Source organism: Aeromonas sp. R1-1 (assembly GCF_040908495.1).
GTDB lineage: Bacteria > Pseudomonadota > Gammaproteobacteria > Enterobacterales > Aeromonadaceae > Aeromonas > Aeromonas veronii.
On record NZ_JBFODV010000207.1, the window covers coordinates 1 to 22,869 of the forward strand.

Genomic DNA, 22,869 nt, shown 5'->3' on the forward strand with positions numbered 1-22,869 from the left:
ACCTGCTCCAGTGGCAGCAGGTAATCCTGCGGCGAGAGATCTGTCAGAAAGCCGAGGTTGCCCCGGTTGACCCCGATCACTGCTACATCGAAGCGTGACAGCACCCGCGCCGCCCCCAGCATGTTGCCGTCGCCGCCGACCACGATGGCGAGATCGGCCTGCTGGCCCAGTTGCACCAGATCCATCACGTTTTCATCGAGGATGCTCAGGGTCTGGGCGACCCGGCTCTCCACCAGAACCCGAAAGCCGCGGGCGGTCAGGTATTGATGCAGGCCGGTCAGCGTCTGGTTGGCCCCCTCATGGTGGGGTTTGCCAATCAGGGCGATGGTTTTGAACGGAGAATCCATAGTCAGTCAGATCTGGGATGGGTATTGCGGGCCAGTATACAGTGCTTTGCTCCGCTTGTGACGCTCTCCCGTGTGACGGGGCTGGCTATCCCCTTGAGGCTAATGGTTAAACGGTGAGCGGCAACTCGGATAAACCGATGGTTGCGGCTATTCAGCAACTCTGATTGTCCTTTACCCCTTGAAAGCCGGGGATGCATCCCCATAATAGCGCCAACATAGTCGGTCTGTTGTCGTCCGGTCGCTCAACCAGACGTCAGGGCCCTCATAAGTAACCCCGGAATTGGAGATGTCATGAACCACGAAGAGCAAAAGGTTGAAGCGATGGAGCAAGTGGAAGCCCAGCCAGTCGAGCCGACCGATGTAGACAGTGAAGTGACAGCCGAGCAGGCCCGTATTGCCGAACTGGAAGCGCAGCTGGAAACCGCCATCCAAAAAGCGGCGGAAGAGCGTGAACGCGCCCTGCGTACCGCCGCCGAGATGGAGAATCTGCGCCGTCGTACCGAGCTGGATGTGGAGAAGGCGCACAAATTCGCGCTGGAGAAGTTCGCCAATGAACTGCTGCCGGTGCTGGACAACCTGGAGCGTGCCATCGAACTGGCCGACAAGGAGAACGAAGCCCTCAAGCCGATGATCGAAGGTGTCGAGCTGACCCTGAAATCCATGCAGAGCGGCGTGGCCAAGTTTGGTCTGGTGGCGCTCGACCCGATCAACCAGCCGTTTGACCCCAACGCCCATCAGGCTATGAGCATGGTACCGAGTGCCGATGTGGCCCCGAACACCGTCATTGCAGTGATGCAGAAGGGCTATGACCTCAACGGTCGGGTGATCCGTCCTGCCATGGTGATGATCGCCAAAGCGGTCGACTGATTGGCTGTGGGTGCCCGAGCCCGCCCCGTGGCGGGCTTTTTGTTTCGCAGTGCAGCACCTGCTCATCTTGCCCGGTTTAACGGCTCAACGTGACCGCGCAACCATGACAAAGGGTGTGGTTTTTTAGGGTTGGGGCTTGAAGCTGCGTCTGGCGACCCCATATAGGTAGCAAGGCCGCGGCGGCACAAAAAATTTGATGCCGGGAGCTTGAAAGCCAGATTGGCAGCCCCCACCTAGCCGTTAACGCATTAAGGCGAGTTCCTCGCCAGTTTATTCAAAGTATTTGGAGATTCGTCAAATGGGTAAAATCATCGGTATTGACCTGGGTACTACCAACTCCTGCGTCGCTATTCTGGATGGCGACACTGCTCGCGTGATCGAGAACGCAGAAGGCGATCGTACTACTCCGTCCATCATTGCCTATGCCGATGATGGCGAGATCCTGGTTGGTCAGCCGGCCAAGCGTCAGGCCATCACCAACCCGAAAAACACCCTGTTCGCCATCAAGCGTCTGATCGGTCGTCGCTTTGAAGATGAAGAAGTGCAGCGTGACCTGAAAATCATGCCGTACGCCATCGCCAAAGCTGACAACGGTGACGCCTGGGTTGAAGTGAAGGGCAAGAAAATGGCACCGCCGCAGATCTCTGCCGAAGTGCTGAAAAAGATGAAGAAGACCGCTGAAGACTACCTGGGCGAGCCGGTAACCGAAGCCGTTATCACTGTTCCGGCCTACTTCAACGACGCCCAGCGTCAGGCTACCAAGGATGCCGGTCGCATCGCCGGTCTGGATGTAAAACGCATCATCAACGAACCGACTGCAGCAGCTTTCGCCTACGGCGTGAACAAGGTCAAGGGCGAGCGCAAGGTTGCCGTATATGACCTGGGTGGCGGTACTTTCGATATCTCCATCATCGAGATCGACGAAGTTGAAGGCGAAACCACCTTCGAAGTACTGGCGACCAACGGTAACACCCACCTGGGTGGTGAAGACTTCGACAACCGCGTCATCAACTATCTGGTAGACGAGTTCAAGCGTGAGCAGGGCATCGACCTGCGCAACGACCAGCTGGCTCTGCAGCGTCTGAAAGATGCCGCCGAGAAAGCCAAAATCGAGCTCTCTTCTGCCCAGCAGACCGACGTCAACCTGCCGTACATCACTGCAGATGCCACCGGTCCGAAGCACATGAACATCAAAGTGACCCGCGCCAAGCTGGAATCCCTGGTAGAAGACATGGTGAAGGACTCTCTGGAGCCGGTTCGTGTCGCCCTGAAAGACTCCGGTCTGGCAGTTGGCGAGATCGACGACGTGATTCTGGTTGGTGGTCAGACCCGTATGCCACTGGTTCAGAAGACCGTTGCCGAGTTCTTTGGCAAAGAGCCGCGTAAAGACGTCAACCCGGACGAAGCCGTGGCCATGGGGGCTGCCATCCAGGGCGCCGTACTGTCCGGTGACAAGACCGACGTACTGCTGCTGGACGTCACCCCGCTCTCCCTGGGTATCGAAACCATGGGTAGCGTGATGACTGCGTTGATCGAGAAGAACACCACCATTCCGACCAAGAAGTCCCAGGTGTTCTCCACTGCCGAAGACAACCAGTCTGCCGTGACCATTCACGTGCTGCAGGGTGAGCGCAAGCGCGCCAGCGACAACAAGTCTCTGGGCCAGTTCAACCTGGAAGGCATCCGTCCGGCACCGCGTGGTCTGCCGCAGATCGAAGTGACCTTCGACATCGATGCCAACGGTATCCTGCATGTCTCTGCGAAAGACAAAGAGACCAACAAAGAGCAGAAGATCACCATCCAGGCCTCCTCTGGTCTGTCTGATGACGAGATCGAGCGCATGGTACGCGAAGCCGAAGCCAACGCGGCCGAGGACAAGAAGTTTGAAGAGCTGGTACAGGCTCGCAACCAGGCTGATGGTCTGGTCCACTCCGTACGCAAGCAGATCACCGAAGCTGGTGAAGCCCTGCCTGCCGACGACAAGACCAAGATCGAAGCTGCTCTGAGCGAGCTGGAAGTTGCCATCAAGGGTGACGACAAGGCTGCTATCGAAGCCAAACAGCAGGCTCTGCTGGAAGCGTCCCAGAAGCTGATGGAAATTGCCCAGCAGCAGGCTCAGGCCCAGGGTGCAGCCGGTGCTGATGCCGGTCAGTCCTCCTCTTCTGCCAAGGCTGACGACGACGTAGTCGACGCCGAGTTCGAAGAAGTGAAAGACGACAAGAAGTAAGCCCTACCCAGATGGGCGGAGTCCGCTTCGCCCATCGGCTTGGTCAATGAATTCACGGGCGTTGGGTAACCAACGCCCGTCTGCGTAACCACAGGATGAGTATGTCGAAGCGCGATTTCTACGAAGTACTGGGTGTGGCGAAAGATGCCGACGATCGCGAGATCAAGAAGGCGTACAAGCGCCTGGCCATGAAGTATCACCCGGATCGTAACCAGGGTGATGCCGCATCCGAAGAGAAGTTCAAAGAGGTCAAGGAAGCCTACGAGGTCCTGACCGATGCCAACCTGCGTGCCCGTTACGACCAGTACGGCCATGCCGGTGTCGACCCGAGCCAGGGTGGCGGTGGCCACGGTGGCTTTGGCGGCGGTGCCGACTTCGCCGACATGTTTGGTGACGTATTCGGTGACATCTTCGGCGGTGGCCGTGGTGGTGCCCGTCGTGGCCCGGCCCGTGGCTCCGACCTGCGTTACACCATGGAGCTGACGCTGGAAGAGGCGGTACGCGGGGTCTCCAAGGAGATCAAGGTGCCGACTCTGGTTCACTGCGAAGTCTGTAACGGCTCCGGTGCCCACACCGGCAGCAGTGCCCAGACTTGCCCGACCTGCCACGGCTCCGGCCAGGTGCAGATGCGTCAGGGCTTCTTCGCGGTGCAGCAGGCATGTCCGCACTGTCACGGTCGCGGCAAGATCATCAAGGATCCGTGCCGCAAGTGCCACGGTGAAGGTCGCTACCAGCGCACCAAGACCCTGTCGGTGAAAATTCCGGCGGGTGTCGATACCGGCGATCGCATCCGTCTCTCCGGTGAAGGGGAAGCGGGGGAAGCGGGAGCTCCGGCAGGGGATCTCTACGTACAGGTGCACGTCAAAGAGCACGAGATCTTCGTGCGTGACGGCAACAACCTCTACTGCGAAGTGCCCATCAGCTTCACCGCAGCCGCCCTGGGTGGCGAGATTGAAGTGCCGACCCTGGATGGCCGCGTCAAGCTCAAGGTCACTCCGGAGACTCAGACTGGCAAGATGTTCCGCATGCGCGGCAAGGGCGTGAAGTCAGTACGCTCCGGTCAGGTAGGGGATCTGATGTGCAAGGTGGTGATCGAGACTCCGGTCAACCTCACCGAGCAGCAGAAAGAGCTGCTGCGCCAGCTGGACGAATCCTTCAGCGGTGCCGCTGCCAAGACCCACAAGCCGAAATCGGAAGGCTTCTTCGAAGGGGTGAAACGCTTCTTCGACGATCTGACCAGCTGATTTCAGCGACCCGAATAAACAGAGCCGGCCTTGTGCCGGCTCTTTTTTTGCCCGCCGTTTAGCCAGGATCCGCCTTATTGAGTGGATCCTGATGAGGGATCCTCCTCACAACTCCCGCCAATTCCTGCTGTACAAATGTTATCCCGCTCACACTGTTGCTAAAACGGTTTAGTTGCTGTATTGAGTCGGCTAAAGCGGTTTAGCTATGCTCCGTCTGTCGATAACAACAGCGCCCGTCCGGGCCACAGATGACAGGTGAGGAAGATGATGATGTTCAAGAGCAAGTTGGCGCTGGCGGTAGCGCTGGGATTGGGGATGAGCAGTCCGCTGTGGGCGGCGCAGGCGAGTGTTGCAGGTGAGAGTGTCGAGGCCAGACTGGCGGCGCTGGAGGCGCGGGTACAGGCGGCTGAAGCGAGAGCCGAGGCAGCAGAGAGCCGTGCCAGTCAGGCGGAAGTGAAGGCGAGCACGGCGAGTGAGCAGGCGCAGGCGGCCGACAACCGCAGTCAGCAGGTGGATGAGAAGACAGCAGGTGCCCAGGGCTTCGAGTTTCACGGCTACGCCCGCTCGGGCCTCCTGGTCAACAGCAATGGCAACGGCGGGCGCGGCGGCCCCTACATCACGCCAGCCGGTTCGGTGGGCGGGGCCGTCGGTCGCCTTGGCAACGAGGATGACACCTACATGGAGGCCAACCTGCTGAAAACCCAGACCTTCGAGGATGGCAGCTGGGCCCGCTACAAGCTGATGCTGGCGGACGGGGTGGAGACCAGCAACGACTGGACTGCCAGCGATTCGAGCCTCAATACCCGTCAGGTGTTTGCCGAGATCGGCAATCTGGCGAGTTTCAACGGCCCCTTCAAGAATGCAGTATTGTGGGCGGGCAAGCGCTTTGATCGGGACAACTTTGACATCCACTGGCTCGATTCCGACGTGGTGTTCCTGGCCGGTACCGGCGGTGGCGTCTACGACGTGCAGCTGGCCGATAGCTGGAAGGCCAACTTCTCCCTCTATGGCCGCGATTACGGCGACATCAGCGCCAGCGGTCTTTCCGATATCGAGAGCTACATCCTCACTATGAACAACCGCGTCGGTAACTGGCAGTGGATGGTGAACGGCCTCTCTGCCAAGGACAATGACGCCCGCATCAATGACAAGGGGGCGGGCAGCGAGGCGGCGGACAAGGGGGCACACACCCTGCTGGCCTACCACGGCGAGAGCTTCTTTGGCATCAACCCCGGTTTTGCCAAGGCGGCGGTGTTGTATGGTCATGGGCTGGGGGCCGAGGTCAAGGGGCTGGGCTCTGACAGCGAGCTGTTGCCGGACGCCGATGCGGTGCGGATCGCCGTGTTTGGCTCCACCGATCTCAACTCGCGCTGGCGTTTTGCCCCGGCCCTGCTGGCCGAGCAGAGTCAGGATCGCTACGTGAAAGGGGATGAGTACCGCTGGCTCACCTTCAATACCCGGGTGGCGCAGGTGCTGAGCCAGAACGTTGAGCTGGTCTACGAGGCGGCCTGGCAGTACATGGATCTCGATCCCAAGGGTTACAAGGGACGCCAGGCGGTGAACGGAAACTTCACCAAGCTCACCTTCGCCCCCACCTTCAAGGCGCAGACCGCCGGTTTCTTCGAGCGGCCCGAGCTTAGGGTGTTCGCCAGCTGGATGGACTGGTCCTCCGAGCTCGACAACTACGCCAGCGACGATGCCATGGGCCAGAGCAACTTCACCGCCGGTGGCGAGTGGAACTTTGGCGTGCAGATGGAAACCTGGTTCTAGTTCGTTATCCCGATCACAAAAATGGCAGCCGGTGCCGAGATCTGTTGGTTGGCTAAAACGGTTTAGCTGATAATGCCAGCCAACAGAACAGAGTTCGGGTTTGACCGTGGATCCGATGCAGCAGTGGAGTAGCAAGGTGACGAATCGTGTGTGGGTAATGGGGGATGCGGTGGTGGACTTGATCCCGGAAGGGGCGTTGCACTACCTCAAGTGTCCGGGTGGTGCGCCCGCCAATGTGGCGGTTGGTGTGGCACGGCTGGGTGGCGATGCGGCCTTTATCGGCCGGGTCGGTGCCGATCCGTTCGGCCGCTTTATGGCCGAGACCTTGCGCGGGGAGGGGGTGGATATCGGTGCGCTGCGGCTCGATCCAGACCATCGCACCTCTACCGTGCTGGTGGCACTGGATGATGAGGGGGAGCGCAGCTTCACCTTTATGGTGCGCCTCAGTGCCGACCAGTTCCTCACCCCAAATGAGTTGCCTCGCTTCGATGCCGGTCAGTGGCTGCTCACCTGCTCCATCGCGCTCGCCAACGAGCCGGTGCGCACCAGCTGCCTGCAGGCCATGGCGGCCATCAAGGCGGCCGGCGGGCGGGTCTGCTTCGACCCCAACCTGCGCCCCGAGGTGTGGGGCAACCCGGCCGAGATGCTGCCGCTGGTGCGCGAAGTCATCGCACAGGCGGATGTGGTCAAGCTCTCCATTGAGGAGCTGCAACTGCTGAGTGGCGAGGATGAACTGGTCGCCGGGCTTGCGACTCTCTCTGGCCCGGCGCTGGTACTGGTGACCAGAGGGGCGGCCGGGGTGGTGGCTCGCCTTGATGGCGAGTTGCTGGAGTGGGTGGGGCAGAGAGTGACGCCCATCGACACCACGGGGGCGGGGGATGCCTTCGTCGCCGGTCTGCTGGCGGCGCTGGCCGGGCGCTCGTCGCTGCCGACGCTGGCCGAGCTACCCGCCATCCTGGCTCAGGCCCACGGCTGCGGGGCGCTCGCCACCACCGCCAAGGGGGCCATGACGGCGCTGCCGACTCGCTCCGAACTGGATGCCTTTTTGCGATCAGACGCAAGCGGCTGTTGAGCTGAGGCTAGAAGCCCGGCTCGACAGCCCCTACTCTCATGTGCAAGGGCCCGCCAGCGTGGCGGGTCATAAGAGGAAGAATATGAATATCAGTGCGATAGCCAAGGATCTGGTGCCCCTGCTCGGGGGCAAGGAGAATATCGTCAGCGCTGCCCACTGCGCCACCCGGCTGCGGTTGGTGCTGGCCGATGACAGCAAGGTAAACAAGGCCGCCATCGACAAGCTGGAGGGGGTCAAGGGGTGCTTTAGCAACGCGGGCCAAATTCAGGTGATCTTCGGCACCGGTCTGGTCAACAAGGTGTATGCCGAGTTTGTGGCGCTGACCGGTACCGGCACCGCCAGCAAGGCTGAGCTGACCGACATGGCGGCGGCCAAGCTCAACGTGGCCCAGCGGTTGGCGCGAACCCTCTCCAACATCTTCGTGCCGATCATTCCTGCCATCGTCGCCTCGGGCCTGCTGATGGGGCTGCTCGGCATGGTGCGCACCTACGGCTGGGCCAATGCCGACAGCGCTCTGTTTGTGATGCTCGACATGTTCAGCTCGGCGGCCTTTATCATATTGCCCATTCTGATCGGCTTTACGGCGGCGCGGGAGTTTGGCGGCAATCCGTATCTCGGGGCGACCCTTGGCGGCATCCTCACCCACCCTGCGCTGACCAACGCCTGGGGCGTGGCCGGTGGTTTCAAGACCATGGACTTCTTCGGGCTGGATGTGGCCATGATCGGCTATCAGGGCACCGTCTTCCCGGTGCTGCTGGCAGTCTGGTTTATGTCCCATCTGGAGAAACAGCTGCGCAAGCGCATCCCGGATGCACTGGATCTGATCCTCACGCCGTTTCTCACCGTCATCATCACCGGCTTCGTGGCGCTGCTCTTTATCGGCCCGGCGGGTCGGGTGCTGGGGGATGGCATCTCGTTCGGCCTAAGCGCCCTCTATGAGCAGGCAGGCTGGCTGGCGGGGCTGGTGTTTGGCGGCACCTATTCGCTGATCGTCATCACCGGCATCCACCACAGCTTCCACGCCATCGAGGCGGGGCTGCTGGCCAATCCGCAAATTGGCGTCAACTTCCTGCTGCCCATCTGGGCCATGGCCAACGTGGCACAGGGCGGGGCTTGCCTCGCGGTCTACTTCAAGACTCGCGACGTGAAGATCAAGGCCATTACCGTGCCGGCGGCCATGTCCTGCCTGCTGGGTATCACGGAAGCGGCGATCTTTGGCGTCAACCTGCGCTACATCAAACCCTTCCTCGCCGGTCTGTTTGGCGGGGCCTGCGGCGGCGCCTACGTGGTGGCGGCCAAGGTGGGGATGACGGCGGTGGGGCTGACCGGTATTCCCGGCATGGCCATCGTCCAGCCGATGAGCCTTATTCATTACATCATCGGGTTGGTGATCGCCTTTGGCGCCGCCTTCGCCGCATCCTACCTGCTCAAGTACAAGGTGGAGTGATGAAGGAAAGCGATCTTCTCAACCAGATTGTCCGGTCGCTGCTGGCCGGACAGCTCAAGGCGGCGGCCGATCCCCATCGGCCCCGCTGGCATCTGGCAGCCCCGGTGGGGCTGCTCAACGATCCCAACGGCTTTATCGAGCACGACGGGCGCTACCACCTTTTCTACCAGTGGAACCCGCTTGGCTGCGAGCACCGCAACAAGGGCTGGGGCCATGTCACCTCCACCGATCTGCTGCATTGGCAGCACGAGCCGGTGGCGCTCTTACCCACCGAAGCCTATGAGAGCCACGGCTGCTATTCGGGCTCTGCGGTGAGCGACGAGCAGGGGCATCTGACCCTTATCTACACCGGCAATGTCAAATACCCGGATGGCAGCCGCACCGCCTATCAGTGTCTGGCCCGCGCCGACGGTGAGGGTAGTTTTGCCAAGCTGGGGCCTGTGCTGGATCTACCCGAAGGCTACAGCGGCCACGTGCGCGACCCCAAGGTGTGGCATGACGGCCAGCAGTGGCTGATGGTGCTGGGGGCCCGCACTCAGGATGACAAGGGGGAAGTGCTGCTCTATCGCGGCGACACCCTGCAAAGCTGGCAGCGGGTGGGGCCCATCGCCGGTAGCGGGCGCGGGGGGCTGGGTGAGTTTGGCTATATGTGGGAGTGCCCGGATCTCTTCCCGCTGGGGGAGCGTCATGTGCTGATCAGCTGCCCGCAAGGGATTGCCCCTGCAGGCGAGGATTATCGCAACCTCTACCAGTGCGGCTGGCTGGCGGGCAACTTCGACGGCGAGCGCTTCGCGCACGGGGCTTTCCACGAGCTGGACCGGGGCTTCGAGTTCTATGCGCCGCAAACCACTCGGGACAGTCAGGGGCGCCGCCTCTTGTTCGGCTGGCTGGGGTTGCCGGAGGAGAACGAGATGAGCCAACCTACTGTCGCTCACGGCTGGATCCATCAGATGAGCTGCCCGCGGGAGCTGTTCTGGCAGGATGAGTGGCTCTGCCAGCGGCCGGTGGCGGAGCTGGCGGCATTGAAGGGAGAGTTGACCCGTTTCGAGGGGACGCTTGGCGAGTTTCCGGGGCTGGCCATCGACTCGGCCTGGCTCGATATGGGGCTCTGCGGTGAGGGGAGTCTCTGGTTTGGCGCCGTGGCCGAGCTGTGCTGGCAGCCGGGGCGCATCACCTTGCGGCGCCAGAACTGGCAGAGCGGGGCGTGGGAGACCCGCAGCAGCCCATGGGCTGGCGGGCGGATCACCGTCCTGTGCGATCGCTCCACTCTGGAGTGTTTCATCGATGAGGGGCGTCACAGCCTGTCTGCGCGCTACTTCCCCGGAGAAAAGCCACAACTTTCATCAGGCAACGGCGATGATGGCTGCAAAATTTGCCTCAATCACTGGCCGCTGTCGGCGTGCCTAGTACAATAGCCCGGTTCTAGTCAGCCGGGAGGCCAGGTGGAGAAGAAGAAACGGATCACGATTGCCCAGATCGCCGAACTGGCGGGGGTGTCCAAGGCGACCGCCAGTCTGGTGCTCAACGGGAAGAGTGCGGAGTACCGCATTGCCGACGATACCCGCAAGCGCATTCAGGCGGTGGCGGAGGAGTGTCACTACCTGCCGAGCTTTCACGCCCGCTCCCTGCGCGAGACCCGCAGCTACACCTGGGGGCTGGTGATCCCCGATCTCACCAACTTCGGTTTTGCCCGCATCGCCCGCGCCCTCGAGGCCCACTGCCGGGAGGCGGGTATCCAGCTGCTGATCGCCTGCTCCGAGGATGATCCCGCCCTTGAGCAGCGGGTGGTGGACAACCTCATCAGCCGTCAGGTGGATGGGCTGATTGTCGCCTCCAGCGGCCACAGCGATGACATCTATGCCCGCATCCACGACCGCCTGCCGGTGGTGCAGCTCGACCGCCATATTGGCGAGTCGCGCTTGCCCATGGTGATCTCCGATGCCTGCAAGGCCACCGCCGAGCTGGTGCGGGACATGGCCAGCGAGTGCGGCGAGGAGATCTACTACTTCGGCGGCCTGCTGGATCTCTCCCCCAGCCGTCACCGGCTGGCGGGCTATGAGCTGGGGCTCCATCGCGCCGGTTTTGAAGCCGATGCCGCCCGGGTGCGCCATCGCGACTACCAGCCGAGCTCCGGTTATCAGCTGATGGCCGAGCTGGTGGCCGAGCTGAGGGCGCCCCCCAGGGGGCTCTTTACTGCCTCCTTTACCCTGCTGGAAGGGGTGCTGCGCTACCTCAATGAGGCGGGGCTGATGGAAACAGGCATGCGCCTGTGTACCTTCGACGATCACGACCTGCTCGACTGCATTCCCATGCGCATCGACTCGGTGGCACAGGATTGTCCGGCGCTGGCCCTCGCCGCTTTCGAGCTGATGCAGCAATTGATTGCAGGTAATCCCCCAGCGCAGACTGCCCAGGTGATCACCCCCAGGGTGCGCTGGCGCAGTCGCCGCTAGCCACTCTTCGCCCATCCCATATGAGAAAGCCCCGCCATTGCTGGCGGGGCTTTTTGCTGCGGGCGGATGTTTCGTTCCTCTGACCAACGGCTCAATCGGTGGTACTGGTGCGCCAGAACACCTGCTTGATATGGGGGTGGATGCCGAGTTTCACCATCAGGGCATCCAGCTCGTCGCCATCGATGGAGGTAGCCAGCAGCACCGCAGAGATCTCCAGATCCCCCTCGCCAAACGGCTCGATATCGAGTTCGCTCAAGGGGTAGTTGGCCTGCTCCAGCATCTCCTCGAGCCAGTGCAGCACCTCTTTTTGATGCTCGCGCTGGGTCAAGGCCGTCACCTTGTAGGTCACTTCGGTGTCGGTATTGTCCACCGGGCGACGGTTGATCTGGTTGACCAGCGGTCGCAGCAGAGTGTTGGCGGCCAGCACGAACAGGGCGCCCAGAATTGCCTCCATGGCGAGCCCGGCACCACAGGCGGAGCCGACAGCAGCGACGCCCCAGAGGGTGGCGGCGGTGTTGATGCCGCGGATATTGCCCGACTCGCGCATGATGACGCCAGCGCCGAGAAAGCCGATGCCGGAGACGATATAGGCCAACACATGGACCACGTTGTAGTTGCCGCCGTGCAGGTCATAGATGCGCTGGGCCAGACTGACGAACAGGGCGGCCCCCACGGCGACCAGCACGTTGGTGCGAAGACCCGCGGTACGTTGGCGGTACTGGCGCTCCAGCCCGACCAGACTGCCGAGCACAAAGGCGAGCAGCAGGCTGGCCAGGGTGTCGAGCAGGGAGATCATGTCAATTTGTTGCCACATCTTCATGGCGTACTCCTTCTGATAAGCGCTGGCTTGGCGCAATCCATGATGAAACGCCGGGAGGCGGATGGATCAGGGGATGATTGCGCGGATGGCCAGCAGACAAACAAAACGCGGCGTCCCGGGGCGTGAGCATCATCGGATGCCCTGACGCTCGGAGAGGACGCAACAAGCGGGGCCAGCGTGGCTGGCCCCTTTCACTGTGGTTAACGCAGGTGTGCGGTCAGTTGAGCTCGGGATCGCAGTCGATGCGCGGGCGCAGTTGCCAGCGCACCGGATGTGCTACTCCGACCTGATGAACGAACTGCACCAGATAGCGTCGCTGGGGCGGGGTGCACTGCAGGTTGAGCACCAGCTCTCGCCCGCCGCCGCGACCCGGCTTCATCGATTGCATCGGTTGCAGCCCGGCCGGTTGCAACGTGTGGTTCACCATATCCAGCACCTGCTCCATATCGGCGCGATCCTCACAGCGGATCTGCAGCCGGTAGTGGTGCTGACGCTGTTTGCCGCCCAGCCAGCGTGGCAGCATGCCACGGCCGAGCCGGCTCAACAGGGGGTGAGCCCGGGTTGCAACAGAACCTGTTGCGACCGCGCGATCCGCAGCCGGTTTGATTGAGATAAAACGCATAGCAGCCTCCTTGTGGGAAGCAGAAACTATGCAGGCATGGCGACCGTGGCGATTGGCCTCTGGTTGCCAGACGTCAAGTGTAAAAAGGGAGAAGAGGGGAGTGGATTTCCGCTTCTCGCAGGGTTGCGAGCATGCGGCAGAGAAAGACCTGCGGCTAGCTCGCGACCTTGGTACCGACGATGAGGGTCGGTCTACAACTGTCACTTGATGAGTTGCCCACTGATGGTCTCCGCTATTGATAAGAGGCTCGAATGATAGCCGAGGCGGCAGGCAGGGTAAACCCCGCGCCGCTTGCAGCAACATCTTGAAACATAATCGAAAGCCCCGTTTAGCCACGCAGGGCCGTAAAAAGAGACCCGGCGAGGGCCGGGTCTGCGGGGTCATTCGGTCTTGTCGATGCCAAGGTATTTGAGCATCAGTTTTTCGTAGATGGGCTCGGTATCGCCCACCTGCATTTTGTGCAGGAAGTATTTCTCGAAGGCGATCTTGGCCAGATGAACCCATTTCCCCTTCTTGAACCAGGCGACGTTGCGCGGCGGGATCTGCGGCATGGCGACGAAGGCGGCGCCTGTGTCCCCCATGTCTGCCAGACAGATGGCATTCCATACTGCCTTGGTCACCGGCGGCTGGCCGCTGAGCTCCGCCTTGATGTTGTGGCTCAGGGTGCGCACCATCGCCTCAATCATATAGCCGGTCTTGGGCACCCCGGTTGGTACCGGCGTCTTGTGCGGCGGTGCAATGGCGATGCAGACCCCGGCGGCGTAAATCTGCGGGAAGGCGGGGTTGCGCTGGTGCTCGTCGACGATGACAAAGCCGCGGGGATTGACCAGCCCCTCGATGCCCCGCAGCGGCGCAATGCCGACAAAGGCGGGCAGCATCATGGCGTGTTTGTAGGGCAGGGTGTGGGTGCGCTTGATGTTGCCCTCATCATCCAGCTCCTCCACCGTCATCTGGCCATCTTGCGCCGCCACGGTGCGGGCATTGCAGATCCACTGCACGTCGCGCATCCGCAGTTCGCTCTCCAGCATCCCCTTGGAGTCCCCTACACCATTGAGACCCAAATGGCCGATGTAGGGCTCGCTGGTGACAAAGGTCATGGGCACATTCTTTCTCACCTTCTTGTCGCGCAGGTGGCGATCGAGGATGAACGCATACTCGTAGGCGGGGCCGAAGCAGGAGGCGCCCGGCATGGCGCCAACAATCACAGGGCCGGGCTAATCGACCAGTGCGCTGACACTGTGGCGGCACTCTTCGGCGTGGGAGAGGGTACAGACGCTGGTGGTGCCACCGGATTCGGGGCCAGCCCCTGCCACCTCGTCAAAGGCGAGGGCCGGACCGGTACAGATCGCCAGAAAGTCGTAACGCAGGGTCTGGCCATCAGAGAGGGTGAGCTGCTGCGCGGCTGGTTGCAGCTCGGTCAGGGCGGCATGGATAAAGCGGATCCCCTTTTTCTTCACATGGGGTTCGATGGGGATCGAGGTCTCCTTGCGCTCCCGCCACTGGACGGCAATCCAGGGGTTGGAGGGGGTGAATTCAAAGTCCGGCTTGTCATTGATGAGGATCACCTCATGCTGCTTGCCCAGTTCGGCCTTGAGTTCGTAGGCGGCAGACATGCCCCCCAGACCCGCGCCGATGACGATTACCGTTGCCATGTTCAGCCTCCTGCGTTTATTACACGCTCATGTGAGCCTAGGTCATCCGACCCTGTTATTTAAATCCTATCCGTTTGAGGATCATCGCTGCCGGGCAGAAACCGGTGAATGCGCTCTGGATCAGGTTGACCCCGACAAAGGCACTCAACCAGACAAAACCCGGATGAACCCAGGTGGTAAGGATCAGCGAGAGCAGCAACATGCAACCCGCGACGATTCTGACTCCGTTATCTACTGTCATGGTCTTTCTCCTCATCTACTTTAGATATTGCTAATTTAGTGTTGTTTTATACAATAGAGCAAATATCAGCAATTGCTAATTTACTCTTATGAGCCAATTCGACGAGATGAACAGACATGCGACAGCCGCCGCCTCCCTGCTCAAGGCGTTGGCTCATCCCGAACGCCTGATGGTGCTCTGCCAGCTGGTGGAGGGGGAGAAGGGGGTCGGGGAGCTGCTGGCCCATAGCCAACTCGGGCAGTCGGCCTTCTCCCAGCAACTTTCGGTATTGAAGCGCTACGGCCTTATCCGTTCGCGCAAGGTCTCCCAGCAGATCTACTACTCGCTGGTGAGCGAGGCGGCCGCCGATGTGTTGGGGGCGCTGCAAACCCATTTTTGTCACTCGGAAAATAAGGAATCTTGATGATGGAAAGCCAATGGCTGCTCTCTTTGGGCGGCGGCATGCTGGCGGGGCTGTCGGCCCTGATCCTGATGTTGTTCAACGGCCGGGTTGCCGGGATCAGCGGCATTCTGGCCGGCGCACTGCAACACCGTGCACCGTGGCGGGTGCTGTTTCTGCTGGGGCTGGGGGCGGGCGCCTGGTTGGCGCTGACCCTGGGCTGGGCCACCATGCCTGCATTCACCACGCTGCCCGGCTGGCCCGTTGTGCTACTGGCCGGTCTGCTGGTCGGGGTCGGTACCCGTCTTGGCAATGGCTGCACCAGCGGCCACGGCATCTGTGGCATGGGGCGGCTCTCCCTGCGCTCCATCGTCGCTACCCTGACCTTTATGGCGGCAGGCTTTATCACCGTCTTCGTCACTCATCATCTGCTGTAAGGGGCTGATCGCCATGAAGTTGCTGACAAGTTTGTTTGCGGGTGTGTTGTTCGGACTGGGGATGGCCATCTCCGGCATGGTGGATCCCGCCCGGGTCACCGGTTTTCTCGATCTGGCTGGCGCCTGGGATCCCAGCCTCGCCTTCGTGATGGGAGGGGCCCTGCTGGTCTTTATGCCGGGTTACTTCTTGCTGGTGAAACCCCGTCGTCAGAGTGTGCTGGGAGAGCCCATCGTCGCCGTACCGGCCCCCAGGCTGGATCGCCGTCTGATAGGCGGGGCTGCGCTGTTCGGCATCGGCTGGGGATTGGTGGGCATCTGCCCGGGGCCTGCTCTGAGTCTCATTTCCAGCGGCCAGCCCATGATAATGTTGTTTATAGCGGCCATGGTAGCCGGGATCTTGCTGTTTGACAGAGGGCTGGCCAGGGTGCTGACCAAGGCGCCAGCTCGGGGAAAGGGTAAGGTGCGCCAGTCCCATACCGGCTGATCCCGTGAAGTGACTGATGATGCCAGGGAAGGAGAGTAATGATGGAAAAGATCCGGTTGCTGGGGATCACCTTGTTGGTGATGACATCGCAGGCCATGACATCCCCCCGGGCCTTTGCCGCGGACGGGGAGCCAGGGCCCTTGTTGACAGTGGCGCCACAGCCGGTGACCGACTGGCTGACGCTGGATGGCACCGTCAGTGCCATCAACCAGGGGACGGTGGCGGCCCAGACCAGCGGCCGGGTCTCCCGCATGCTGGTGGATGTGAACGATCAGGTGCAGGCGGGACAGCCGCTGCTGGAGATCAGCGGCAAGGAGCAGTTTGCCGCCGTCACGGGTGCCGAGGCGCGACTGGCCAGAGCCAAGGCCCAGCAGGTGGAGGCAGAGCGCCAGCTTGCTCGTTTTCAGGCACTTATCGCCAAGGGAGTGATCACCCGCGCCCAGCTCGACAATGCCCAGGCGACTGATCGCGCCGCCCGTGCCGAGGTCAATGCGGCCAACGCGGCTCTTACTCAGGCCCGCGAGGCCTACGGTTATACCCGCATTCTGGCCCCTTACGCCGGAGTGGTGACCAAACGGCTGGTGGAGTTGGGGGAGACTGTCGCCCCCGGTACCCCGCTGCTCTCCGGCTTCTCTCTCGACACCTTGCGGGTGGAGGTGGAGTTGCCCCAATCCGCCCTTTCGCTCGCTCGTGAGCCTGCGGATATGCAAGTGCTGCTGCCTGATGGCAGGGCCGTTACCCCGGTCAAATTGACCCGCTTCAACTATGCCGACAGCCAGAGCCACGCCTTCAGGTTGCGCCTCGACTTGCCGCCGCAAACCGCCGGGGTATTGCCCGGCATGTGGCTCAAGGTGCAGCTCAAGCAGGGTGAGCGTCAGGTGTTGCAAGTGCCGGATCGCGCCCTGCTGCGGCAAGGTGAGTTCAACGGCGTCTATCTGCAGCAACCCGCTGGCTGGGCCCTGACACCGGTGCGGGTCGGCCATTGCGTCGAGGGACAGTGCGAGATCCTGGCCGGGCTGCAAGCCGGTGACAAGCTGGCTCCCGATGCCTGGGCGCAGCAGCAGGAGGTGGCCCATGAGTAGCGAGCTGAACGGCAACAAGGAGAGGCTGGGGCCTGCCGGTCGGCTGGCTGCGCTGTTTCAGGGCTCGGCCATCACGCCGCTGCTGGCGCTGGTGGGGCTGTTGCTCGGCCTGTTTGCGGTGCTGGTGACCCCCAAGGAGGAGGAGCCGCAGATCGATGTCACCTTCGCCGATGTCTATATTCCCTTCCCGGGAGCCACTCCGGCTGAAGTGGCCTCTCTCGTTACCACCCCAGCCGAGCAGGTGGTCTCCCAGATAAAGGGTATTGATACCCTTTACTCTTTTTCCCAACCCGATGGCGCCCTGCTGGTGGTGGTGTTCAAGGTGGGGGTGAGCCGTGAGCAGGCCATCGTCGATCTCAACAACCAGCTCGACTCCAACCGCGACTGGTTGCCACAGGGGATCGGAGTCGGTCAGCCACTGGTGAAACCGAGGGGGATCGATGATGTCCCCATCGTCAGTCTGACCTTATGGAGCAAAGAGGGGAGCAAGCAACTGGGGGCTCCCGAACTGACCCGGGTCGCCCATGAGCTGGAGACCGAACTCAAGCGCATTCCCGGTACCCGCGATATTTACACGCTGGGCAGCCAGAGCGCCGTGCTGCGGGTGATGCCGGATCTGGCGGCCCTCAGCGCCCACGGCATCAGCTGGGGTGAGCTGAGCCAGCGATTTGCGGCCGCCAATCAGGTGGGCACCACACAGGCTATCGAGCAAGATAACCGGGAGATCAAGGTGCAGGTGGGGCAGTTCCTGCAAAGTGAGCAGGAGGCTAGAGAACTGGTGGTGGGGATGCACGATGGCAAGCCGGTCTATCTGGGGGAGGTGGCCAGGGTCTCTCTGGGTCAGGAGACCCCGACCAAACGCAGCTGGATGGGGCTGGGGCAGGCCAGTTATCCGGCGGTGACCCTGGCCATCGGCAAGCAGCCGGGCCAGAACGCGGTCGATGTGGCCAAGCGTGTGGAGGCGCGGGTCGAGAGTTTGCAGAACCGGCTTATCCCGGCAGGAGTCGAGGTGACGGTGACCCGTGACTACGGCGTCACCGCCGAGACCAAATCCAACACCCTGATCGGCAAGCTCATTTTTGCCACCACGGCGGTGGTGCTGCTGGTGCTGGTGAGCATGGGCTGGCGTGAGGCGCTGGTGGTGGGGGTTGCCATCGTCATCACCCTGGCACTGACCCTGTTTGCCAGCTGGGCCTGGGGCTTTACCCTCAACCGGGTGTCGTTGTTTGCGCTGATCTTCTCCATCGGCATTCTGGTGGATGACGCCATAGTCGTGGTGGAGAACATCCACCGCCATCGCGGTTTGGGCAAGGGGGCGCTCAAGGATCTGATTCCGGGGGCGGTGGATGAGGTGGGGGGGCCGACCATACTGGCGACCCTGACCGTGATCGCGGCCCTGCTGCCGATGGCCTTTGTCAGCGGGCTGATGGGCCCTTACATGAGCCCCATCCCCATCAATGCCAGCATGGGGATGCTTATCTCCCTGCTGGTGGCCTTTATCTTCTCCCCCTGGCTGGCGAGCCATTTGCTCAAGGGGGAGGCGCACGGTGCCCACGGCGAGGCAAAGGCTGGTCTTTTTTACCGGCTGATGACCCCTTTCCTGATTGGTGATGGCGCCAAGCGCGCCAGACGCAAACTCTGGCTGGTGGTGTTGCTGCTGGTCGGGGCGGCTACCGCCATGCCGGTGGTGCAGTGGGTGGTGCTCAAGATGCTTCCCTTTGACAACAAGTCGGAATTTCAGCTGGTGCTCGATATGCCGGAGGGGGCGACCCTGGAGCAGACCGAGCGCACCCTGCTGGCGGTCGGGCGGGAGCTTGCCAAGGTGGAGGAGGTGAAGGATTACCAGGTCTATGCCGGCACCGCCGCCCCCATCAATTTCAACGGGCTGGTGCGCCACTACTTTATCCGCAGCGGCGCCAACGTGGGGGATATTCAGGTCAATCTGGTGGACAAGCATGAGCGGGATCGCAGTAGCCACCAGATTGCCCAGTCGGTTCGGGAGCCGCTGCAGGCCATCGCCAGTGCGGCAGGGGGCAACCTGAAAGTCGTTGAGGTGCCGCCCGGCCCGCCGGTCTGGTCCCCCATCGTTGCCGAGATCTATGGCCCGACTCAGGCCGCCCGCGAAGCGGCCGCTCGCGCCGTACAGGCCCGTTTTGTGGCCACGGTGGATCTGGTGGATGTGGATATCTATCTGACCGACCCGCAGCCCAAGTGGCGGCTGGTGGTGGATCGCAGCAAGGCGGCCCTGCTCGGGGTCGATCTCGGGGATCTGGTGAACACCCTCAATGGCGGGGTGGGTTATCAGGATGCCAGCTGGCTGCAGGGTCACGGCGCCAAGTATCCGGTGCCGATCCGCATCGAACTGGCTCCCGGTGACAAACGGGATCTGGCGGGCGTGCTGGCCCTCAAGGTGCGCAGCCAGAGCGGCCAGCTGGTGCGGGTCTCCGAGCTGGTGAGCCGCCGTGATGAGGTGGCCCCCAGCTATATCATGCACAAGAACATGCAGCCCATGGTGATGGTGGTGGCCGACATGGGCGGCCACACCGACAGTCCGCTCTACGGCATGTTTGCCGCCGGTGCCGACATCAATCTGCCCCAATATTACGTGCAGCAGCCCGACAAGCTGGGAGAGGTGGCGCTGTTGTGGGACGGGGAGTGGAAGATAACCTACGAGACCTTCCGCGACATGGGGCTAGCCTACGGGGTGGGGATGATCCTCATTTACCTGCTGGTGGTGGCCCAGTTCCGCTCCTATCTGGTGCCGCTCATCATCATGGCGCCCATTCCGCTCACCATCATAGGGGTGATGCCGGGCCACGCCCTGCTGGGGGCCCAGTTTACCGCCACCTCGATGATCGGGATGATCGCGCTGGCCGGGATCATCGTACGCAACAGCATCCTGCTGGTGGACTTTATCGAGCAGCAGCGCCGCGCCGGAGTGGCGTTCGAGCAGGCGGTGATCGAAGCGGCGCAGGTGCGGGCCAAACCCATCATGCTGACGGCGCTGGCGGCGATGATCGGAGCCCTGTTTATCCTCGATGATCCCATCTTCAACGGACTGGCCATCAGCCTGATTTTCGGGATCCTGGTCTCCACCTTGCTCACCCTGGTGGTGATACCCTTGCTCTATTATGCCCTACTCTCCCGACGCTCATGACGGGAGTCACTAGCGAAAGGATGCGCGATGAAGAGAGGTTGGTTGTGGTGGGGAAGTGGCGCCGCGGTAGCGGTGGCTGCGGCAGCATGGTGGTGGCGACCGCAGCCGACGCCGATCAGGCTGGCTGAGGTCGGGCGGGGGGATGTGCTGGTCACCGTGGTCAACACCCGGGCTGGCACCATCAAGTCGTGCCAGCGGGCCGGACTCAGTCTGCCCGGTGGCGGCGTGGTGGAGCAGATCGCCGTCAAGGCCGGGGAGCGGGTGGCGCAGGGAGATCTGCTGCTGACCCTCTGGAGTGACGATATTCACGCCGATCTCGCCCGGGCCCGCGCCCAGCAGGCCCTTGGCAAGACCCAGCGCGAGGAGCGTTGCAGCGAGGCGGCCTACTACGAGCGGGAGGCTAACCGGCTGGCCACCTTGCTGGCCAAAAACCTCACCTCCCGCACCCTCGCCGAGCAGGCCCAGAATCTGGCCGATACCCGCCGCTATGTTTGTCAGGCATCCCGTCAGCAGGAGCGGGTTGACGAGGCGCAGGTCGCCCAGGTGGAGGCCCGCTTGAGCGAGCGCCGCCTGCTGGCGCCGTTTGCCGGCGTGGTGGCGGAGGTCAACAGCAAGCTGGGCGAATATATGACCCCCTCACCGCCCGGGGTCGCCATGCCTCCGGTGATCGATCTTATCGACGATCGCTGTCTGTATGTCTCTGCCCCCATCGATGAGGTGGATGCCGCCCGTCTCAAGATGGGTCAGTCTGCCCGGGTACTGCTCGATGCCATGCCCGGGCGCGATTTTGCCGCCACCGTCACCCGCATCGCCCCCTATGTGAAGGAGCTGGAGAAGCAGGCCCGCACCGTCGAGGTGGAGGCGGCGCTCACGGCCCTGCCCACCGATGTGCCCCTGCTTATCGGCTACAGCGCTGACCTTGAGGTCGAGGTGACCCGCGCCACCGATGTGCTGCGGGTAGCGGCCAGCAGCCGGGCCGACGATGGCAGCGTGCTGCGGCTGGAAGGGGATAAGCTGGTGCGGGTGGTGCCCCGTTGGGGCGTGGAGAACTGGAACTGGATTGAGGTGGCCGAGGGGCTCGCCGCCGGTGATCGGCTGGCAGCCCAGCCCGGACAGATTGTCGGGGAGGGCCCTTTCAGCGCCGCCACGGAGCAGACGGATGAGTGATCTCATTCGCCTTGATGCCGTCAGCCGTCGTTTCACTCTGGGGGGGAGCGAAGTGGCCGCCCTCGATCGCGTATCCCTGCGGGTTGCCGAGGGGGAGTATCTGGCGGTGATGGGCCCCTCGGGCTCCGGCAAATCGACCCTGCTCAATGTGCTGGGGCTGCTGGATCGGCCAGACGAGGGGCGTTACTGGCTGGGAGGGGAGGATACCGCCACTCTGTCAGAGCCTGCGCTGGCCCAGTTGCGCGGCCATCGCATCGGCTTTGTGTTCCAATCGTTTCACCTTATCTCCCGCCTCACCGCCCGTGAAAATGTCGAGCTGCCGCTGATGCTGTGCGGGATCGCTCCCGTCGAGCGCCATCGCCGCAGCCAGCAGTTGCTGGGGGAGCTGGGGCTGGAGAACCGGGCCGGACACCGCCCTGCCGAGCTTTCCGGCGGTCAGCGTCAGCGGGTGGCCATCGCCCGGGCCATGGCGATGGCGCCGCGACTGATCCTGGCTGACGAGCCCACCGGCAATCTCGACTCCCGCTCAGGGGAGGAGGTGATTAGCCTGCTGGAGGGGCTCAACCGGGAGCAGGGGATCACGCTGGTGGTGGTGACCCACGATCCGCGCCTCGGTGAGCGTGCGGGCAGGCGGATCCTGATGAACGATGGCCGCATCAACATTGATAGCGGGGGTGGCTGAATGCGGCGGCCCGATGTGATCCGCTTTGCAGCCGTGGCCCTGCTGCGCCAGCGCTCACGGGCGCTGGTCTTGATCCTGGCGGTGAGTCTGAGCGTCACCTCGGTGCTGCTGCTCACCGCGCTGGGGGAGGGGGCGAGACGCTATGTGGCCGACCAGTTCAGCTCCCTTGGCAAGGATCTGCTGGTGATGTTTCCGGGTCGCAAGGAGACCACCGGTGGGCTGCCGCCGGTCACCGGCAACAGTCTGCGGCAGATCACCCTCGATGATATGCACTACCTTGGCCAGCACCAGCCAAACGTGCGGCTGGTGCCGCTGGTGATGGGCTTTGCCGAGGCCAAACAGGGGGCGCGGTTGCGTCAGACCATGCTGCTTGGCAGCAGCAACGGGCTGCGCGATACCCATGGGCTGGAACTGCTCTCCGGCCGCTGGCTGCCGGGGGATGCCGCAGAGGATCGACCGGCCGTCCTGCTCGGGGCCAAGGTGGCCCGTGAGCTGTTCGGTCAGGCCGATCCGGTCGGCCAGTGGCTGCGTTTTGACAATCGTCGCTTTCGGGTGGTGGGGGTCTTCACCAGCCAGAGCAGCAATCTGGGGATGGATATGGCCGAGGCCGCGCTGATCCCGGTCGGTAGCGCCATGCGGCTGTTCAATACCGAGGGGCTGTTTCGGCTGCTGATCCAGCCGCTGGCGGGGCAAGCCGTGCCGCCGCTGGTCAAGCGACT

Annotated in this window: 22 protein-coding genes; 16 read left to right on the top strand and 6 right to left on the bottom strand. The window is 62.5% G+C overall.

Annotated elements, in window-relative coordinates; all coding sequences use genetic code 11:
• Positions 1–347, bottom strand: a 347-nt coding sequence (locus tag AB5Y92_RS13215; protein ID WP_368226936.1) for an NAD(+)/NADH kinase, incomplete at its 3' end; no start/stop codon positions are given.
• A gap of 291 nt (positions 348–638) precedes the next feature.
• Between AB5Y92_RS13215 and grpE the strand changes: the two genes are divergently transcribed.
• The 8 genes from grpE (at position 639) to AB5Y92_RS13255 (ending at position 11,427) form a co-directional block, all read left to right on the top strand.
• Positions 639–1,214: a nucleotide exchange factor GrpE gene (gene grpE, locus AB5Y92_RS13220; protein ID WP_005338036.1), complete on the top strand. Its 576-nt coding sequence runs from the start codon at positions 639–641 to the stop codon at positions 1,212–1,214.
• Between the two features lie 298 nt (positions 1,215–1,512).
• Positions 1,513–3,441, top strand: a complete 1,929-nt coding sequence (gene dnaK, locus AB5Y92_RS13225; protein WP_042053028.1) for a molecular chaperone DnaK — start codon at positions 1,513–1,515, stop codon at positions 3,439–3,441.
• Positions 3,442–3,542: 101 nt separating this feature from the next.
• On the top strand, positions 3,543–4,685 hold the full coding sequence (gene dnaJ / locus AB5Y92_RS13230; protein WP_005338032.1) for a molecular chaperone DnaJ: 1,143 nt from the start codon (positions 3,543–3,545) through the stop codon (positions 4,683–4,685).
• A 264-nt stretch (positions 4,686–4,949) separates the two neighbouring features.
• Positions 4,950–6,455, top strand: coding sequence for a carbohydrate porin (locus AB5Y92_RS13235; RefSeq protein WP_368226937.1), 1,506 nt, complete (start codon positions 4,950–4,952; stop codon positions 6,453–6,455).
• 115 nt (positions 6,456–6,570) lie between these two features.
• Positions 6,571–7,527, top strand: coding sequence for an aminoimidazole riboside kinase (locus tag AB5Y92_RS13240; protein ID WP_368226938.1), 957 nt, complete (start codon positions 6,571–6,573; stop codon positions 7,525–7,527).
• Between the two features lie 82 nt (positions 7,528–7,609).
• Positions 7,610–8,974 carry a sucrose-specific PTS transporter subunit IIBC gene (locus AB5Y92_RS13245; RefSeq protein ID WP_043818633.1) on the top strand — a complete coding sequence of 455 codons (1,365 nt, stop codon included), beginning with the start codon at positions 7,610–7,612 and terminating at the stop codon, positions 8,972–8,974.
• Entirely contained in the window at positions 8,974–10,389 is a 1,416-nt protein-coding gene (locus tag AB5Y92_RS13250) for a glycoside hydrolase family 32 protein (protein ID WP_368226939.1), read from the top strand. Before AB5Y92_RS13245 ends, AB5Y92_RS13250 begins: the two co-directional genes overlap by 1 nt.
• A 27-nt stretch (positions 10,390–10,416) precedes the next feature.
• Complete coding sequence (locus AB5Y92_RS13255) at positions 10,417–11,427, top strand: LacI family DNA-binding transcriptional regulator (RefSeq protein WP_368226940.1); 1,011 nt, start codon at positions 10,417–10,419, stop codon at positions 11,425–11,427.
• Between the two features lie 91 nt (positions 11,428–11,518).
• Here the strand turns inward: AB5Y92_RS13255 and AB5Y92_RS13260 are convergent, their stop codons facing one another.
• The 5 genes from AB5Y92_RS13260 to AB5Y92_RS13280 all read right to left on the bottom strand — a co-directional run bounded on the left by AB5Y92_RS13260 (position 11,519) and on the right by AB5Y92_RS13280 (position 14,762).
• On the bottom strand, positions 11,519–12,247 hold the full coding sequence (locus tag AB5Y92_RS13260; RefSeq protein WP_368226941.1) for an MgtC/SapB family protein: 729 nt from the start codon (positions 12,245–12,247) through the stop codon (positions 11,519–11,521).
• Positions 12,248–12,464: 217 nt separating this feature from the next.
• Positions 12,465–12,869, bottom strand: coding sequence for a hypothetical protein (locus AB5Y92_RS13265; protein WP_005359258.1), 405 nt, complete (start codon positions 12,867–12,869; stop codon positions 12,465–12,467).
• Between the two features lie 380 nt (positions 12,870–13,249).
• Positions 13,250–14,059, bottom strand: coding sequence for an NAD(P)/FAD-dependent oxidoreductase (locus AB5Y92_RS13270; protein WP_368226942.1), 810 nt, complete (start codon positions 14,057–14,059; stop codon positions 13,250–13,252).
• A gap of 24 nt (positions 14,060–14,083) precedes the next feature.
• Complete coding sequence (locus AB5Y92_RS13275; protein WP_368226943.1) at positions 14,084–14,521, bottom strand: NAD(P)/FAD-dependent oxidoreductase; 438 nt, start codon at positions 14,519–14,521, stop codon at positions 14,084–14,086.
• Positions 14,522–14,576: 55 nt separating this feature from the next.
• The gene (locus tag AB5Y92_RS13280) at positions 14,577–14,762 is read right to left on the bottom strand and encodes a DUF2892 domain-containing protein (RefSeq protein WP_005344304.1); all 186 of its coding nucleotides are present in this window, start codon (positions 14,760–14,762) and stop codon (positions 14,577–14,579) included.
• 88 nt (positions 14,763–14,850) lie between these two features.
• Here AB5Y92_RS13280 and AB5Y92_RS13285 point away from each other — a divergent pair, with 88 nt between their 5' ends.
• The 8 genes from AB5Y92_RS13285 to AB5Y92_RS13320 form a co-directional block, all read left to right on the top strand.
• A complete protein-coding gene (locus AB5Y92_RS13285; RefSeq protein ID WP_005338008.1) occupies positions 14,851–15,165 on the top strand; it encodes a helix-turn-helix transcriptional regulator in 315 nt (104 codons plus the stop codon).
• The gene (locus tag AB5Y92_RS13290; protein WP_069554757.1) at positions 15,165–15,578 is read left to right on the top strand and encodes a YeeE/YedE family protein; all 414 of its coding nucleotides are present in this window, start codon (positions 15,165–15,167) and stop codon (positions 15,576–15,578) included. Before AB5Y92_RS13285 ends, AB5Y92_RS13290 begins: the two co-directional genes overlap by 1 nt.
• A 13-nt stretch (positions 15,579–15,591) precedes the next feature.
• On the top strand, positions 15,592–16,062 hold the full coding sequence (locus tag AB5Y92_RS13295) for a DUF6691 family protein (protein ID WP_368226944.1): 471 nt from the start codon (positions 15,592–15,594) through the stop codon (positions 16,060–16,062).
• Positions 16,063–16,103: 41 nt separating this feature from the next.
• Positions 16,104–17,144, top strand: coding sequence for an efflux RND transporter periplasmic adaptor subunit (locus AB5Y92_RS13300; RefSeq protein ID WP_368226947.1), 1,041 nt, complete (start codon positions 16,104–16,106; stop codon positions 17,142–17,144).
• Entirely contained in the window at positions 17,137–20,301 is a 3,165-nt protein-coding gene (locus AB5Y92_RS13305) for an efflux RND transporter permease subunit (RefSeq protein WP_368226945.1), read from the top strand. The genes AB5Y92_RS13300 and AB5Y92_RS13305 overlap by 8 nt, the downstream gene beginning before the upstream one ends.
• A gap of 27 nt (positions 20,302–20,328) precedes the next feature.
• Entirely contained in the window at positions 20,329–21,468 is a 1,140-nt protein-coding gene (locus AB5Y92_RS13310; protein ID WP_335830286.1) for an efflux RND transporter periplasmic adaptor subunit, read from the top strand.
• Positions 21,461–22,150, top strand: a complete 690-nt coding sequence (locus AB5Y92_RS13315) for an ABC transporter ATP-binding protein (RefSeq protein WP_236293878.1) — start codon at positions 21,461–21,463, stop codon at positions 22,148–22,150. The genes AB5Y92_RS13310 and AB5Y92_RS13315 overlap by 8 nt, the downstream gene beginning before the upstream one ends.
• Positions 22,151–22,869: ABC transporter permease (locus AB5Y92_RS13320; protein ID WP_368226946.1), on the top strand; the 719-nt coding region annotated here is incomplete at its 3' end.

Bases quoted from the DNA above. Each gene is read 5' to 3' on its own strand.
- grpE (WP_005338036.1), top strand. From the start codon at position 639: ATGAACCACGAAGAGCAAAAGGTTGAAGCGATGGAGCAAGTGGAAGCC.
- dnaK (WP_042053028.1), top strand. From the start codon at position 1,513: ATGGGTAAAATCATCGGTATTGACCTGGGTACTACCAACTCCTGCGTC.
- dnaJ (WP_005338032.1), top strand. From the start codon at position 3,543: ATGTCGAAGCGCGATTTCTACGAAGTACTGGGTGTGGCGAAAGATGCC.
- AB5Y92_RS13235 (WP_368226937.1), top strand. From the start codon at position 4,950: ATGATGATGTTCAAGAGCAAGTTGGCGCTGGCGGTAGCGCTGGGATTG.
- AB5Y92_RS13240 (WP_368226938.1), top strand. From the start codon at position 6,571: ATGCAGCAGTGGAGTAGCAAGGTGACGAATCGTGTGTGGGTAATGGGG.
- AB5Y92_RS13245 (WP_043818633.1), top strand. From the start codon at position 7,610: ATGAATATCAGTGCGATAGCCAAGGATCTGGTGCCCCTGCTCGGGGGC.
- AB5Y92_RS13250 (WP_368226939.1), top strand. From the start codon at position 8,974: ATGAAGGAAAGCGATCTTCTCAACCAGATTGTCCGGTCGCTGCTGGCC.
- AB5Y92_RS13260 (WP_368226941.1), bottom strand. From the start codon at position 12,247: ATGAAGATGTGGCAACAAATTGACATGATCTCCCTGCTCGACACCCTG.
- AB5Y92_RS13265 (WP_005359258.1), bottom strand. From the start codon at position 12,869: ATGCGTTTTATCTCAATCAAACCGGCTGCGGATCGCGCGGTCGCAACA.
- AB5Y92_RS13270 (WP_368226942.1), bottom strand. From the start codon at position 14,059: ATGCCGGGCGCCTCCTGCTTCGGCCCCGCCTACGAGTATGCGTTCATC.
- AB5Y92_RS13275 (WP_368226943.1), bottom strand. From the start codon at position 14,521: ATGGCAACGGTAATCGTCATCGGCGCGGGTCTGGGGGGCATGTCTGCC.
- AB5Y92_RS13280 (WP_005344304.1), bottom strand. From the start codon at position 14,762: ATGACAGTAGATAACGGAGTCAGAATCGTCGCGGGTTGCATGTTGCTG.
- AB5Y92_RS13285 (WP_005338008.1), top strand. From the start codon at position 14,851: ATGAGCCAATTCGACGAGATGAACAGACATGCGACAGCCGCCGCCTCC.
- AB5Y92_RS13290 (WP_069554757.1), top strand. From the start codon at position 15,165: ATGATGGAAAGCCAATGGCTGCTCTCTTTGGGCGGCGGCATGCTGGCG.
- AB5Y92_RS13295 (WP_368226944.1), top strand. From the start codon at position 15,592: ATGAAGTTGCTGACAAGTTTGTTTGCGGGTGTGTTGTTCGGACTGGGG.
- AB5Y92_RS13300 (WP_368226947.1), top strand. From the start codon at position 16,104: ATGGAAAAGATCCGGTTGCTGGGGATCACCTTGTTGGTGATGACATCG.
- AB5Y92_RS13305 (WP_368226945.1), top strand. From the start codon at position 17,137: ATGAGTAGCGAGCTGAACGGCAACAAGGAGAGGCTGGGGCCTGCCGGT.
- AB5Y92_RS13310 (WP_335830286.1), top strand. From the start codon at position 20,329: ATGAAGAGAGGTTGGTTGTGGTGGGGAAGTGGCGCCGCGGTAGCGGTG.
- AB5Y92_RS13315 (WP_236293878.1), top strand. From the start codon at position 21,461: ATGAGTGATCTCATTCGCCTTGATGCCGTCAGCCGTCGTTTCACTCTG.